We start from the raw sequence: 13140 nt of genomic DNA, 5'->3' as shown, positions 1-13140 counted from the left end.
GGGCTCCCTCGATTCCTAATCTCTTCCTCAGTGAAGAGAAATCTTCAGAGAAGAAACTTCTCGGAAGAAGCTACCATGGGAGAGCCATGACCACCACTGCCGCCACCACTGCCGCCACCACTGCCGCCACCACTGCCGCCACCACCGACGTCACCACCGACGAGACCGCCATCCTGGGCGTGCTCCGGAGCAGCCAGGACGCCTGGAACCGCGGCGACGGCGCCGCCTACGGCGCCTGCTTCACCGCCGACGCCACCGATGTGACGTTCGCCGGCACGGTCTATCGGGGCGGCGCCGAGATCGGGCGCGCCCACCAGGCCCTGTTCGACAGCTACCTCAAGGGGACGTGCCTGGTCATGGAGATCCTCGACGTCCGCCGCTACGGCTCCGGCACGGCCGTCGTGGTCACCCGCGGCGAGGTCGTCAAGGGCACGCCGGGGAAGCTGGGCAAGCTGGCCACGTACACGCTGGTGCGCGACGACGCCGGCCTCTGGCGCATCGCCGCGGTGCAGAAGACCAAGCACAAGCCGCTGATGGAGGCGGTGTCCTTCAAGCTCCAGCCCGCCACCCGGCCCGCCGCCCAGGCGGCGGACGCGCGCTGAGCGGCGCGCGGTCAGGACGTGCGCTGAGCGGCGCGCAGTCAGGACGTGCGCCACACCCCGTTCAGCGGTACGCGGTGCACGATCAGCTTGCGGTGGCTGATGCGCCAGCCGTGCTCGCCGCGCACGACCGTGTCCTCGTACGTGAGGCTGCCGGTGGTGCCGTCGGCCCGGACGCCGAGGCCCTTCGAGCGCGCGTGCACGAGCCCGTCGGCCCGCTCCGCCAAAATGATGTTGGTGACATGGTGCCCGATCGGGTTCCCCTCGCCGAGGGCCAGGCCGGCCGCGGCCAGGGCCTCGACGCCGTGCAGTTCGCCGCCGCCCACGTCGCTCACGTCATAGACCACGTCGTCGGTGAACACCTCGCCGAACCGGTCGAGCTCGCCGCTGTCGCACAGGTGACCGTGCAGGTTGATCAGGTCGGTGATGGCGCAGCGGTCGTCGTGACTGAGGGGCATGGACGTCCTTTCCCGTGTACGGAACGCCGCCCCACTCTGCCACCTGGTCAGGCCGCGGTCACCCCGAGACCGGCCACCAGCTCGTCCGTGGTGAGGATGGCGTGGGCGTACGTGGGGCCGTTCAGCTCGTGGGCGGCGTGCATCATCTCGGGGCTGAACGCCGCCGTCGCGTCGCGCACCAGCGTGACGTGGTAGCCGAGCTCCATGGCGAAGCGGCCGGTCGACTCCAGGCAGGTGTTGGCCAGCACCCCGATCAGCACGACGTGGCTGATGCCGTGCTGCTTGAGCTGGAAGTCGAGGTCGGTGTTGGCGAAGCCGCTCTGCGCCCAGTGCTCGTGGACGACGATGTCGCCCGGCTGGGGCCCCAGATCGGGGTGGAACTCCCCGCCCCACGTCCCGCGCGCGAACGAGTGCCGCTCCATGATGCCGCGCTGGGTCGGGTTGGGGTGGTCCCAGCTCTCGTAGTCGCCGGGCTGCCAGCGGCGGTGCGGCACGATCAGCACCTGCACGCCGGCCCCGCGCGCGGCGGCGGTCACCGTGCGCAGGTGGTCCACCAGCCCCACCTTCGTGGCCACGGGCGCGAGCCTGGGCCACAGCTTGCCGCCCTCGGACATGAAGTCGTTGTACGGGTCCACCAGCAGGACCGCCGTGCGGCGGGGATCGTAGGTGCGGCTCACGGCGTGCTCCTCCGCGTACAAGGGACGGCGCAACAGCCCGCACCTACCCCGCTGACCCGCACGTCCGCCTCCCGTCCAGGTCAGCGTCGCGCCAAACCCCCTTGACCCGCGATCAGCCGAGCAGGATGTCCGTGGTCTGCGACGGTACGGCGTCCAGCGCGGCGAGGGTCTCCTCGTCGAAGGCGATGGCGCCGGCGGCGGCGTTCTCCTCCAGGTGGGCGGCCGTCGCGGTGCCGGGGATGAGCAGCACGTTCGGAGCGTGCCGCAGCAGCCAGGCCAGGCCGATCTGGGACGGAGTGCGCCCGAGCCGCGCGGCGGCCTCGGTCACGGCCGGCTGCTCCACCACCTTGGGCATGCCGGGGAACGCGCCCCCGAGCGGGAAGTACGGTACCCACGCGATGCCCTCGGCGGCGCAGAGCGCGAGCATCTCCTCGAAGTCCCGGCCGACGAGGCTGTAGGCGTTCTGCACGCAGGCGATGCCGGCCGGAAGCGCCCGGCGCAGCACGTCGAGCGAGACGGCGCTCAGCCCGATCGCGCCGATCTTGCCCTCGTCGCGCAGCTCGGTCATCACCGCGAGCTGGTCGTCGAGGTCCACCACCTGGGGGCCGGTGGCGCGGATGCCGGGGCCGACGTCGAGCCTGCGCAGGTTCACGACGGGGATGCGGTCGAGGCCGAGCGACTTCAGGTTCTCCTCGACGCTCGCGCGCAGTTCCCCGGGACGCTGGGCGGGGCGCAGCGGCAGGGGGCCGCCGGGGTCGCTGACGGCGCCGACCTTGCTGACGATCACCACGCCGTCCTCGGGGCGCAGCGCCTCGCGGAGCACGTCGTTGACGAAGCCGGCGCCGTAGAAGTCGGCGGTGTCGACGTGGTCGATGCCCAGCTCGACGGCGCGGCGCAGCAGCGCGACGGCGGCGGCGCGATCGTCGCGCAGGCGTTCGAGCTGCATGGCGCCGTAGCCGACGCGGGAGACGGTAAGGTCACCGAGCAGGCCGGGACCGCCGGGGCGCGGGGCTCCGGTGGCCGTGACGTCGGAGGAAGAGGTGCCAGTGGACATCAGGAGTACACCGTCCTTCGGACAATGACGACAGAAAGCGGAGGACCCTCCGCCACGAACGACCCTAGCACTATCGGAGGTGCCTCCGCTTTGGCTTCCCCGAGTTCTTCCGAACCTCCCGCCGCCGGACGGCCCGTTCGCGCGCACGCGCGGCGCAACCGCGAGAACCTGCTCGCCGTCGCCCGCGCCGCCTTCGCCACCGCCGACGGGCCCGTCTCGCTCGAAGGCATCGCCAAGCAGGCCGGAGTCGGCATCGGCACGCTCTATCGCCACTTCCCCACCAGGGAGGCGCTGGTCGAGGCCGTCTACTCGGCCGAGCTCGACGACGTGACCGGCTGCGTGCCCGCCCTGCTCGCCGAGCATCCGCCCGAGGTCGCGATACGGGTGTGGATGGAACGCTACGGCGCGTTCGTCTCGACCAAGCGGGCCATGCTCGACACGCTGCGCACCGGCTGGGCCTCAGGACGGCTCGCCACGCCCACCACCAGGGAACGCATCACCGCCGCGATCGGCGCGATCCTGGAGAGCGGGGCGCGGGCGGGCACGCTGCGCGGGGACGTCGAGGCCGACGACGTCACCTCGATGATCCTGGGCGTGTTCCTGTCCACGGCGGCCGGCGACACGTGGGACCGGATGGATCGCCTGTTCGACCTCCTCCTGGACGCCCTCCAGCCACGCCAGGGGTAACCGCCGCTTCGGCGGGCGTAGGTTCAGCCCCGGATGAGGGAGATGCCCTGCGGGAGGCCCGCGACCTGGGCCTTGCCCGATCCGTCCACCGCCACGTCCACGGAGGCGCCCGCCACCCGCAGCCCGCGCACCGACAGCGCACCGAGCGGGGCTCCGGGCAGCGGACGCAGGACCGCCCTGCCCGCCGGCACGTCGGGGTACAGGCCGGTGGCGGCGTGCAGAATCGCGATCGCGGCCGCCGCCGACCACGCCTGGGGACGACAAGCCGCCGGGTACGGCACCGGCCGCCCCATGAGCTCGCGGTCATCCCCCGCGTGCAGCTCAGGCAGCCGATACCCGAACGCCTCCGCCGCGGCGAGCAGCCCCTCGGCGAGCTCGGCGGCCAGCCCGCCGAGCTGGGTGGACAGGGCGGTGCGGGCGAGGGCGGTTATGACGATGGCGGTGTCGTGGGTCCAGACGGAGCCGCAGTGGTACGACAGAGGGCTGAAACCGGCGTCACCGCTCGACATCGTCCGCAGACCGAAGGCGCCTGACATCGCGGGGTCGCCCAGCACGGCGGCGATGCGGAGCTCTTCGTCGGGGGTGAGGATGCCGGTGCCGAGGAGGTGGCCGATGTTGCTGGTCAGGGCGTCCACCGGGCGTTTGTCCCGGTCGAGGGCCAGTGCCGGGTGGCCACCGTCCACCCAGAACGCCGCCCGGAACCGTTCGGCCAGCCGGCCCGCGTAGTCGCGCCACCGCTCGGCGCCGGGCCGTCCGTACGCGTCCAGCAGCGCCGCCCCGGCCATCGCGGCCTCGTACGCGTAGCCCTGGACCTCGACCAGGGCGATGGGCGGCTCGGCGCGGGAGCCGTCGTGGCAGCGCACGGCGTCGCCCGAGTCCTTCCAGCCCTGGTTGGCCAGGCCGCTCCCGCTGGTGTCGATGTACTCGAGGAACCCGTCCCCGTCCGCGTCGCCGTGGTCGGCGAGCCAGCCGAGCGCCGCCTCCATGGCGGGCAGCAGCGCGGCCACCTCGCCGTCGGGCAGGCCCCAGCGCCAGGCGTCGTGCAGGAGGGTGATCCAGAGGGGGGTGGCGTCGATGGTGCCGTAGTAGGCGGCGGGCAGGCGCAGCCGGTTGGCGTGAAGGGCGAACTCGTGGCGGCGCAGCTCGTGCATGATCTTGCCGGGCGCCTCCCCTGAGGCGGGGTCGAGCTTCGTGCCCTGGCGGCGGGCCAGCACGCGCAGGGTGCCCGCGGCCAGGTCGGTGCCGAGCGGGAGCAGCATGCGGGCGGCCCAGATGCTGTCGCGGCCGAACAGCGTCAGGAACCAGGGGACGCCCGCGCCCAGGAACGTGTCCTGCGGCGCGCCGGTCTCGGTGAGCCGCAGGGATTCCAGGTCGTCGAGGGACTGGCGGGCCAGGCGTACGAGGCGGGCGTCATCTGCCGAGACTTGCGGCCTGCTCCACTCGCGAGCCCCGGACGGCGCCGCGACCACCGCCTCCGGATCCCGCACATCAACCCACCACCGGAGAGTCACCCGCTCCCCCGGCTCAACGGCAACCCGCCAAAGCACCGTCTCCCCGCTCATCTCACCATCGGCCCGCACCCAGACCCGAATGCCCCTGTCCCCCCAAACCACGCCCTCACCCACCTCAACCCCGACGGAGGAGGAGGTCGTGGAGGAGGAGGCGGAGGGGTCGGGGGGTCCCGGCCTGATGGGGGCGAGGGGGGTGGTGGTGTCGCCGGATTTCACCGCCTCTATCGGGGCGAGGTCGCAGCCCAACCGAAGCGTGACCGTGCAGGTGACGGGGGTGGAGGCGGTGGAGGCGACGGTGATCTCCTCGGACATGGAGCCCGGCGTCACGTGGCGGACGCGGTCGATTCGCACCGTCGGGTCGGGGGTGGGGTCGCCGAGCCGGCGGGCCAGCGCGACGAAGCGGGAGACCCCGGGACCGAGTACGGCGTGCGCGACGGCCTCCGGCTCGCGGCCGTCGATCAGCAGCCCGGCCTGGGAGAGCACCCGCGCGTCCGCGTGGAAGAGCCCCTGCACACCGGCCGGCCTGATCTGGCCATCGGCGCCGCTGAGCGCGGTCGTCGGCGCCATGACGGTGCTGACGAGGTCGTGCAGCAGCGGTTGCAGCCGGTGGTCGTGCACGGTGAGGCCCCCTTGACACTCCGTTAACTTGAACGATCTAATCCTGGCATACATCATTTGGATCGATCAAACTCTCGGAAAGGTCATATATGGCGGCAAAGGTGACGATCGCCGATGTGGCGCGGCACGCCGGCGTGTCCCGCCAGACGGTGTCGAACGTCCTGAACTCCCCCGAGGTCGTCAAGGAGGAGACCCGGCGGCGCGTGCTCGCCGCCGTGGAGTCCCTCGGCTACCGGGTGAGCGCCGCCGCCAGGCAGATGCGGACCGGCCGGTCCAGGCTGCTCGCCGTACGGATCGAGACGACCCAGGACGGCATGAACGTCTTCGACCGCTTCCTGCACGGCCTCACCGAGTCGGCGGCCAGGTCCGGCTACCGCGTGCTGCTCTACACCGCCACCGGCGACGAGAACGAGATCGAGACGTTCGACCAGCTCCTCGGCGAGTTCGAGCCGGACGGTTTCGTGCTGACCAGCACCCACCACGGCGACCCGCGCGCGGCCTGGCTGGCCGAGCGGGACCTGCCGTTCGTCAGCTTCGGGCGGCCGTGGGGCGCCTCGGAGGCGACGCACCCCTGGGTGGACGTGGACGGCGCCGCCGGCACCGAGGCGGCCACCCGCCACCTGATCGACGCCGGCCACCGCAGGATCGGCTTCATCGGCTGGGAGCCCGGCTCCGGCGTGGGCGACGACCGCCGTACCGGCTGGTCGAGGACGCTCGGCGCGGAAGGGCTGGACACCGGCCTCGCGCTGGAGACGGACGGTTCGCCGGCCGCGGGCAGGGCCGCCGCGCTGGAGCTGGTGGAGCGGGGGGCCACCGCGCTGGTGGGCGTCAGCGACTCGGTGGCGCTCGGCGCGCTGCAGGTCACGCGGGCCGTCGTCGGGTTCGACGACACCCCGGTGGCCGCCGCCGTCGGGCTGACCAGCCTCGGCCAGCCGCTCGCCGAGGCCGCCGCGCGCTGCGTCGAGCTGCTGACCGACCGCCTGTCGGGCCGGCCCACCGCGTCTCATGTGCTGCTCAGTCCCACCCTGGTCATCCGGAAGGACCCCCGTCCATGAACAGACTCGTGATCCCCGTCGCGGCCGCCGTGCTCCTGTCCGCCACCGCCTGCGGCAGCGGCTTCGACGACCGGCAGGCGGCGCCGCGGCAGCAGAGCGGCGGCCCGGCCGAGCTGCAGGTCCTGATGGCCTCCTCCGGCGACGCCGAGACGAACGCGGTCAAGGAGGCGGCCGCGGCGTGGGCCAAGACCACCGGCGGCAGCGTCGTCGTCACCCCCGCCCAGGACATCCACCAGCAGCTCGGCCAGGCGCTGGCGGGCAGCAACCCGCCCGACGTGTTCTACGTGGACGCCGCCCGCTTCGCCGACTACGCCAGCGTCGGCGCGCTGGAGCCGTACGCCGACAAGATCTCCGACAGCGCGGACTTCTACCCGAGCCTGCGGGAGACGTTCACCTACGACGGCCGCTTCACCTGCGTGCCGAAGGACTTCTCCACGCTCGCCCTGATCGTCAACGACGACCTGTGGAAGAAGAACGGCCTCACCGAGGACGACATCCCGGCCACGTGGGACGAGCTGACCGCCGTCGCGAAGAAGATCAAGGGCGTGACGCCGCTGACGTTCAGCGACACGCGGGACCGGGTCGGCGCGTTCATGGTGCAGGCGGGCGGCTGGATCACCGATGGCGAGCAGGCCACCGGCGACAGCCCCGAGAACCTCAAGGCGCTCGAGTACGTCAAGGGCCTGCTCACCGGCGAGCAGGCCCAGTACGCCAAGGCGCTCGACGCCGAGTGGGGCGGCGAGGCGTTCGGCAAGGGCAAGGCGGCGATGACGATCGAGGGCAACTGGATCAAGGGCGCGATGCAGGCCGACTATCCGGGCGTCGCGTTCTCGGTGCACGAGCTGCCGGCCGGGCCGGAGGGCAAGGGCACGCTGTCGTTCAGCAACTGCTGGGGCATCGCCGCCAAGTCGAGGAACAAGGCCGCGGCGATCAGCTTCGTGGAGGCGATGACGAAGACCGACCAGCAGCTCGCCTTCGCCAAGGCGTTCGGCGTGATGCCGTCGAGGGCCTCGGCCAAGGACGCCTACCTCAAGGAGTTCCCGGGCGACGCCGCCTTCGTCAACGGCGCCGACTACGCCCAGGGCCCGGTGAACGCCCCCAAGATGGACAGTGTCCTGTCCGACTTCGACGCGAACCTGCAGCAGCTGGCCACCAAGGACCCGAAGGACATCCTGGCCCGGCTGCAGAAGAACACGCAGAGCGCGCTGGGCTGACCGCCATGCGCAGCCGTACCAGGGAGAACCTCGCGGGCTGGTTGTTCGTGGCGCCGGTCGTGGTGATCCTCGGGTTGTTCCTGCTGCTGCCCATCCTGATGGCGCTCTGGGTGAGCCTCACGGGGTGGAACGGGCAGGGCAGCCCGTTCCGGGCGGGCGTGCCGTTCGTCGGCACGGACAACTACGCCCGGCTGTTCACCGAGGACGGGCTGGCCCGCGAGGACTTCATGACCAGCATCCGCAACAACCTCTATTACGTGGCCGCGGTCGTGCCGCTGCAGACGGCGCTCGCGCTGTTCCTCGCGCTCGTGGTGAACAAGCGCAGGACGTTCTTCCGCACCGCCTTCTACTTCCCCTCGGTGACCAGCTCCGTGGCGATCAGCGTGGTGTTCCTGTTCATCTTCAGCAACTCGGGGGCGGTCAACCAGCTGCTCGCGTTCCTCGGCATCGACGGGCCGCAATGGTTCTCCGACCCGCGCGGCGTGATCCAGCTGCTGGTCGGCGACCCGCCGGCCGCGCTGACCGAGCACGGCCTGCTGGGGCTGACCTGGTGGGACTGGCTGTCGGGGCCGAGCGTGGCGATGTGCGCGATCATCGTGCTGGTGGTGTGGACGACGTCGGGGACGTTCATGCTGATGTTCCTCGCGGCGCTGCAGAACATCCCGAGGACGCTGGACGAGGCCGCCATGATCGACGGGGCCACCCGGGCGCAGCGGTTCTGGCGGGTGACGCTGCCGATGCTGAAGCCGGCCATGTTCCTGGTGCTGACTCTGGGGCTGATCGGCACGTGGCAGGTGTTCGACCAGATCTACGTGATGAGCCAGGGCGATCCGGCCAAGACCACGCTGACGCCGGCGTTCCTGTCGTACCGGACGGCCTTCCGCGACTTCGACTACGGCGCGGGCACGGCGATCTCGTTCGTGCTCTTCCTGATCATCGTGCTGCTGACGTTGTTCCAGCGGTGGGTCATGAGGGAGCGCAAGGCATGAGGCGCGTCGTCCTGATCGTCTTCTCGGTCGTCTTCATCTATCCGTTCGTCATCCAGGTCGCGAACTCCTTCAAGACCGATCCCGACGCCGCCGCCAACCCTTTGTCGCCGATCCCCCACCCGGCCACGCTGTCGGCCTTCGAGCGGGTCTTCCTCGGCACGGACCTGCCGATCTGGCTGGGCAACTCGCTGCTGGTGACCGTGGTGGTGACGCTGGGGCGGGTGCTGCTGGACTCGATGGCGGGCTACGCGCTGGCCCGGCTGCGTTTCCGGGGGCGGTCGGGGCTGTTCGCGGCGGTGATCGCGGTGATGGCAGTGCCGGGGGTGGTGCTGTTCATCCCGAAGTTCCTGGTGCTGAACCAGCTCGGTATGTACGACTCATACCTGGCGTTGATCCTGCCCCTCGTCGCGGACGCGACCGGCGTGTTCGTCATGAAGCAGTTCTTCGAGTCGGTGCCGCGCGGCGTCGAGGAGGCGGCCCGCATCGACGGCGCCGGCACGTTCCGGGTCTTCTGGTCGGTGGTGCTGCCGATGTCGCGGCCCGCGCTGATCACGCTGACGATCCTGTCGTTCCAGGGCTCGTGGAACGAGTTCCCGCACACGCTGGTGGCGGTGCAGGACCCGGCGTTGTTCACGCTGCCGCGTGGCCTGGCCGACCTGGTCAGCGGCTCGCTCGGCGGCGGCACCCAGTTCCCGCTGAAACTGGGCGCGGCCCTGCTCGCCACCATCCCGGTCGCCGTGATCTTCGTTCTCTTCCAGCGCCACTTCATCCGCGACGCCAACGAGGGCGCCGAGAAGGGTTAGATGCGCAAAGGGATTTGCGAAAATTTCTTGCGCAAATCCCTTTGCGCATCTACCGTGGGGGTATGGCCAGGAAGAACGTACGCCGCGTCAAGGATCTCGAGACGGTCAAGGCGCTCGGGCATCCGCTGCGCATGCGCCTCTACCGGGCGCTGATGGTGACCCAGCGCGCCACCGCCTCCCAGCTCGCCGAGCAGGTGGACGAGGCGGTGTCACTGGTCAGCTACCACCTGCGCAAGCTGGCCGCGCACGGGCTCATCGAGGAGGCCGAGCAGGGCAGTGCGGACGGGCGCGAGCGCTGGTGGCAGGCGGCGGTCAGCGGGGTCAGCACCGAGGACGTCGACTTCAGGGACGCCCCCGAGAGCGAGGGCGCCTACGTCGCCCTGTCCCGGCTGGCGGCCAGGCAGCGCCACGAGCTGTACCAGAGCTACCTCGACACCAAGTCCGCCTGGCCCGACGAGTGGCGCGACGCCTCGTTCAACTCCGAGTACCTGCTCTCGCTCACCCCTCAGGAGCTCGTCGGGCTCAGGACGGAGATGAACGAGCTGCTCAAGAAGTGGGAGGCGCGCAGTGACGCCGCCCGTGAGGCCGGCGAGCGCGAAGGTCGCGAGCACGTCGCCGTGCACACGGCGGGCTTCCCGTTCCGCCCCTGACGACGACCCCGGAGGTCGCCATGCATCCAGACCTGTATCTGTACGTAGAGCGAGTACGCGCCCGCGAACTGCGCCAGGAAGCCGAGCGGCACCGCCTGGCCGGATCCCCCTCCGCCACCGGAGCCCTGGAGGAGCGGCTCGGATGGGTGCTCGTGCGCGCGGGGCTGCGGCTGCTGGAGCGCCACGCGCCCGCCCCGTACTGATCCCCCGCCGGTCAGCGTTCGCGCAGGCCGGCGATGAGGAGGGCGACCATGCGGCGGGCGTCGTAGGCGCCCTCCTTGCCGGCGCCGACGCAGAGGTTGCCGACGCCGCGCATGAAGCTGAGAGCGTCCATGCCGGGCTCGATCTGGCCGGCGTCGGCGGCGGCCTCCAGCAGGCGGGCGCAGACCGGGACGAGCCGGTCGATGAAGTACGCGTGCAGCGACTGGAACGAGGCGTCCTCCGACTGCATCGCCTCGGCCAGACCGTGCTTGGTGACCAGGAAGTCCACGAAGAGGTTGATCCAGTTCGCCAGCGCGTCGTACGGCGTGGGCCCGGCCGCCAGCAGGTCGGGCCCCGCCGCCGCGCACGCCTCCACCTGGTGCCGGTAGACCGCCACGATGAGGTCGGCGCGCGTCGGGAAGTGCCGGTAGATGGTGCCGACGCCGACCCCCGCCCTGGCGGCGATCTCGCGCACGGGCACGTCGACCCCTGAGGCGACGAAGGCCGCGGCGGCCGCGTCGAGCAGCGCCTTCTCATTCCGTCTCGCGTCGGCCCGCTTCTTCGGGGCTGCCTGTGACCCGGCCACTGTGCTGCTACCTCCACCATGCCGCTAGACAAACGGAACAGCGTTCCGTATCGTGTTTAACGGAACGCGGATCCGCTTTCAGGATGCCAGAAGCGCGGCCGCCGGACAAAGCCGCCGCGCACGTGGAGGAGACATGACCATGCAGTACCGCGCCCTGGGCCGCACCGGCGTCCAGGTCAGCACGCTCGCGCTCGGCGCGATGAACTTCGGCGCCATCGGCCGCACCACCCAGGACGAGGCCACCGCCATCATCGATGCCGCGCTGGAGGCCGGCGTCAACGTCATCGACACCGCCGACTGGTACAGCGGCGGCCAGTCGGAGGAGATCGTCGGCAAGGCCATCGCCGGCCGCCGCGACGACATCGTGCTGGCCACCAAGGCCACCATGCCGATGAGCGAGGCGCCGAACCACCAGGGCGGCTCGCGCCGCTGGATCGTCAGGGCGCTGGACGACAGCCTGCGCCGCCTCGGCGTGGACCACGTCGACCTGTACCAGATGCACCGGTGGGACCCCACGACCAGCGACGAGGAGACGCTGTCGGCGCTGACCGACCTGCAGCGGGCGGGCAAGATCCGCTACTTCGGCAGCTCGACGTTCCCCGCGTACCGGATCGTGCAGGCCCAGTGGGCCGCCCGCGAGCACCACCTCAGCCGGTACGTCACCGAGCAGCCCAGCTACTCGATCCTGCAGCGCGGCATCGAGGCCGACGTCCTGCCCGTCGCGCAGGAGTACGGGCTCGGCGTGCTGGTGTGGAGCCCGCTGGCCTCGGGGTGGCTGTCGGGCGCGATCCGCGCGGGCCGCGCGGCGGACACGCACCGCTCGTCGGTGCTGCCGGAGCGCTTCGACCCGGCGCTGCCGTACAACAGGGCCCGGCTGGAGGCGGTCGAGCGGCTGGCCGGGGTCGCCGACGCGGCGGGCCTGACGCTGATCCAGCTCGCGCTCGGCTTCGTGACCGCGCACCCCGGCGTGACCGGCGCGCTCATCGGCCCGCGCACGTTGGAGCACCTGAAGGCGCAGCTCGACGCGGCGCGGACCGTGCTGTCGCAGGACGTCCTGGACGCCGTCGACGAGATCGTCGCGCCGGGCACCGACCTGGCCGCGCACGAGAAGTTCGACACCCCGCCCGCGCTGCTCGACCCGTCCCTGCGACGCCGATGAGCAGCCACGGGAACCGGACGCGGTTCGGCATCATGACCGCTCCCATGCAGGTCGGCTACGAGGACGTCCTGCGGGTCTGGCGGGAGGCCGACGACGTGCCGGAGATCGAGCACGCCTGGCTGTTCGACCACCTGCTGCCCATCCAGGGCGACATCAACGGGCCGATCCACGAGGGCTGGACGCTGCTGTCGGCGCTCGCCGCCCAGACTCACCGGCTGCGCCTCGGCCTGCTGGTGACCAGCAACAGGTTCCGCCCGCCGGCCGTCCTGGCCAGGATCGCCGCGACCGTGGACATCGTGTCGGGCGGCCGGCTCGACTTCGGCATCGGCGCGGGCTCGCGGCCCGGCCATCCGCTGGCCCGCCGCGAGTACGAGGCGCACGGCCTGCCCTTCCACGACTTCCGTCACTCCGTGGAGAGCCTGGCCGAGGCGTGCACGGTGATCCGGCGGATGTGGAGCGAGAGCGAGCCGTTCGACTTCCACGGCTCGCACGTCACGCTGACCGGGGCGTACTGCAATCCGAAGCCCGTGCAGCGCCCGCACCCGCCGATGCTGCTCGGCGGGCGTTCTGCGGCGCTGCTGCGGGTGGCCGCCGAGCACGCCGACCTGTGGAACATCCCCGGCGGCGACATCGACGACGTCGTCCGCCGCAGCGCCCTGCTCGACCGCTACTGCGCGGAGGTCGGCCGCGACCCGGCCGCGATCACCCGCTCGATCCACCTGCCGGTCTCCTACGACCGGCCCGGCGCCACCAGGCAGGCCATCGGCGAGGCGGTGGCCGCGGGCTTCCACCACGTGGTGCTCGGGCTGCCGGCGCCGTACCCGGAGAAGGTGGCCCGCTGGGTGGCGGACGAGCTGATCACGCCCTCGCTCTGACGGC

General features: G+C 71.5%; 15 protein-coding genes. 10 read left to right on the top strand and 5 right to left on the bottom strand.

The genetic code is table 11. From position 1 onward, the window contains the following. Positions 1-86 precede the first annotated feature (86 nt). Positions 87-602 carry a YybH family protein gene (locus ACFFR3_RS40525; RefSeq protein WP_345403812.1) on the top strand — a complete coding sequence of 172 codons (516 nt, stop codon included), beginning with the start codon at positions 87-89 and terminating at the stop codon, positions 600-602. Between the two features lie 38 nt (positions 603-640). Here the strand turns inward: ACFFR3_RS40525 and ACFFR3_RS40520 are convergent, their stop codons facing one another. The 3 genes from ACFFR3_RS40520 to ACFFR3_RS40510 all read right to left on the bottom strand — a co-directional run bounded on the left by ACFFR3_RS40520 (position 641) and on the right by ACFFR3_RS40510 (position 2788). Beyond that, on the bottom strand, positions 641-1057 hold the full coding sequence (locus ACFFR3_RS40520) for a nuclear transport factor 2 family protein (protein WP_345403809.1): 417 nt from the start codon (positions 1055-1057) through the stop codon (positions 641-643). Positions 1058-1104: 47 nt separating this feature from the next. Beyond that, the gene (locus ACFFR3_RS40515) at positions 1105-1734 is read right to left on the bottom strand and encodes a cysteine hydrolase family protein (RefSeq protein ID WP_345403806.1); all 630 of its coding nucleotides are present in this window, start codon (positions 1732-1734) and stop codon (positions 1105-1107) included. Positions 1735-1846: 112 nt separating this feature from the next. Further along, positions 1847-2788, bottom strand: coding sequence for an aldo/keto reductase (locus ACFFR3_RS40510; protein WP_345403803.1), 942 nt, complete (start codon positions 2786-2788; stop codon positions 1847-1849). 90 nt (positions 2789-2878) lie between these two features. Between ACFFR3_RS40510 and ACFFR3_RS40505 the strand changes: the two genes are divergently transcribed. After that, positions 2879-3475 (top strand): TetR/AcrR family transcriptional regulator, encoded by a 597-nt coding sequence (locus ACFFR3_RS40505; RefSeq protein WP_345403800.1) that lies wholly within the window; start codon positions 2879-2881, stop codon positions 3473-3475. Between the two features lie 23 nt (positions 3476-3498). Here ACFFR3_RS40505 and ACFFR3_RS40500 read toward each other — a convergent pair whose 3' ends face one another. Beyond that, entirely contained in the window at positions 3499-5604 is a 2106-nt protein-coding gene (locus ACFFR3_RS40500; RefSeq protein ID WP_379484854.1) for an amylo-alpha-1,6-glucosidase, read from the bottom strand. A gap of 101 nt (positions 5605-5705) precedes the next feature. Here ACFFR3_RS40500 and ACFFR3_RS40495 point away from each other — a divergent pair, with 101 nt between their 5' ends. From ACFFR3_RS40495 to ACFFR3_RS40470, 6 genes are all read left to right on the top strand, one after another. Next, positions 5706-6659 carry a LacI family DNA-binding transcriptional regulator gene (locus ACFFR3_RS40495; RefSeq protein WP_345403791.1) on the top strand — a complete coding sequence of 318 codons (954 nt, stop codon included), beginning with the start codon at positions 5706-5708 and terminating at the stop codon, positions 6657-6659. Further along, entirely contained in the window at positions 6656-7873 is a 1218-nt protein-coding gene (locus ACFFR3_RS40490) for a sugar ABC transporter substrate-binding protein (RefSeq protein WP_379484853.1), read from the top strand. The genes ACFFR3_RS40495 and ACFFR3_RS40490 overlap by 4 nt, the downstream gene beginning before the upstream one ends. A gap of 5 nt (positions 7874-7878) precedes the next feature. Next, on the top strand, positions 7879-8862 hold the full coding sequence (locus ACFFR3_RS40485; protein ID WP_379484852.1) for a carbohydrate ABC transporter permease: 984 nt from the start codon (positions 7879-7881) through the stop codon (positions 8860-8862). Continuing rightward, entirely contained in the window at positions 8859-9665 is an 807-nt protein-coding gene (locus ACFFR3_RS40480; protein ID WP_364376132.1) for a carbohydrate ABC transporter permease, read from the top strand. The genes ACFFR3_RS40485 and ACFFR3_RS40480 overlap by 4 nt, the downstream gene beginning before the upstream one ends. Before the next feature lie 62 nt (positions 9666-9727). Then, positions 9728-10315, top strand: coding sequence for an ArsR/SmtB family transcription factor (locus ACFFR3_RS40475; RefSeq protein WP_345403778.1), 588 nt, complete (start codon positions 9728-9730; stop codon positions 10313-10315). Positions 10316-10335: 20 nt separating this feature from the next. Continuing rightward, the gene (locus ACFFR3_RS40470) at positions 10336-10518 is read left to right on the top strand and encodes a hypothetical protein (RefSeq protein ID WP_345403775.1); all 183 of its coding nucleotides are present in this window, start codon (positions 10336-10338) and stop codon (positions 10516-10518) included. 11 nt (positions 10519-10529) lie between these two features. Here the strand turns inward: ACFFR3_RS40470 and ACFFR3_RS40465 are convergent, their stop codons facing one another. Further along, complete coding sequence (locus ACFFR3_RS40465) at positions 10530-11102, bottom strand: TetR/AcrR family transcriptional regulator (RefSeq protein WP_345403772.1); 573 nt, start codon at positions 11100-11102, stop codon at positions 10530-10532. Between the two features lie 133 nt (positions 11103-11235). On the opposite strand from ACFFR3_RS40465, the gene ACFFR3_RS40460 reads away from it, so the two are divergent. Together ACFFR3_RS40460 and ACFFR3_RS40455 are read left to right on the top strand one after the other, a co-directional pair. Further along, positions 11236-12261: an aldo/keto reductase gene (locus ACFFR3_RS40460; RefSeq protein ID WP_345403769.1), complete on the top strand. Its 1026-nt coding sequence runs from the start codon at positions 11236-11238 to the stop codon at positions 12259-12261. Between the two features lie 32 nt (positions 12262-12293). Beyond that, on the top strand, positions 12294-13136 hold the full coding sequence (locus ACFFR3_RS40455) for an LLM class flavin-dependent oxidoreductase (RefSeq protein ID WP_379484851.1): 843 nt from the start codon (positions 12294-12296) through the stop codon (positions 13134-13136). Positions 13137-13140: the final 4 nt, after the last annotated feature.

This window comes from Nonomuraea salmonea (genome assembly GCF_042428605.1).
Classification (GTDB): domain Bacteria; phylum Actinomycetota; class Actinomycetes; order Streptosporangiales; family Streptosporangiaceae; genus Nonomuraea; species Nonomuraea salmonea.
The sequence above is the reverse complement of the archived record's forward strand: the minus strand, read 5'-3'. Positions and strand labels throughout refer to the sequence as shown.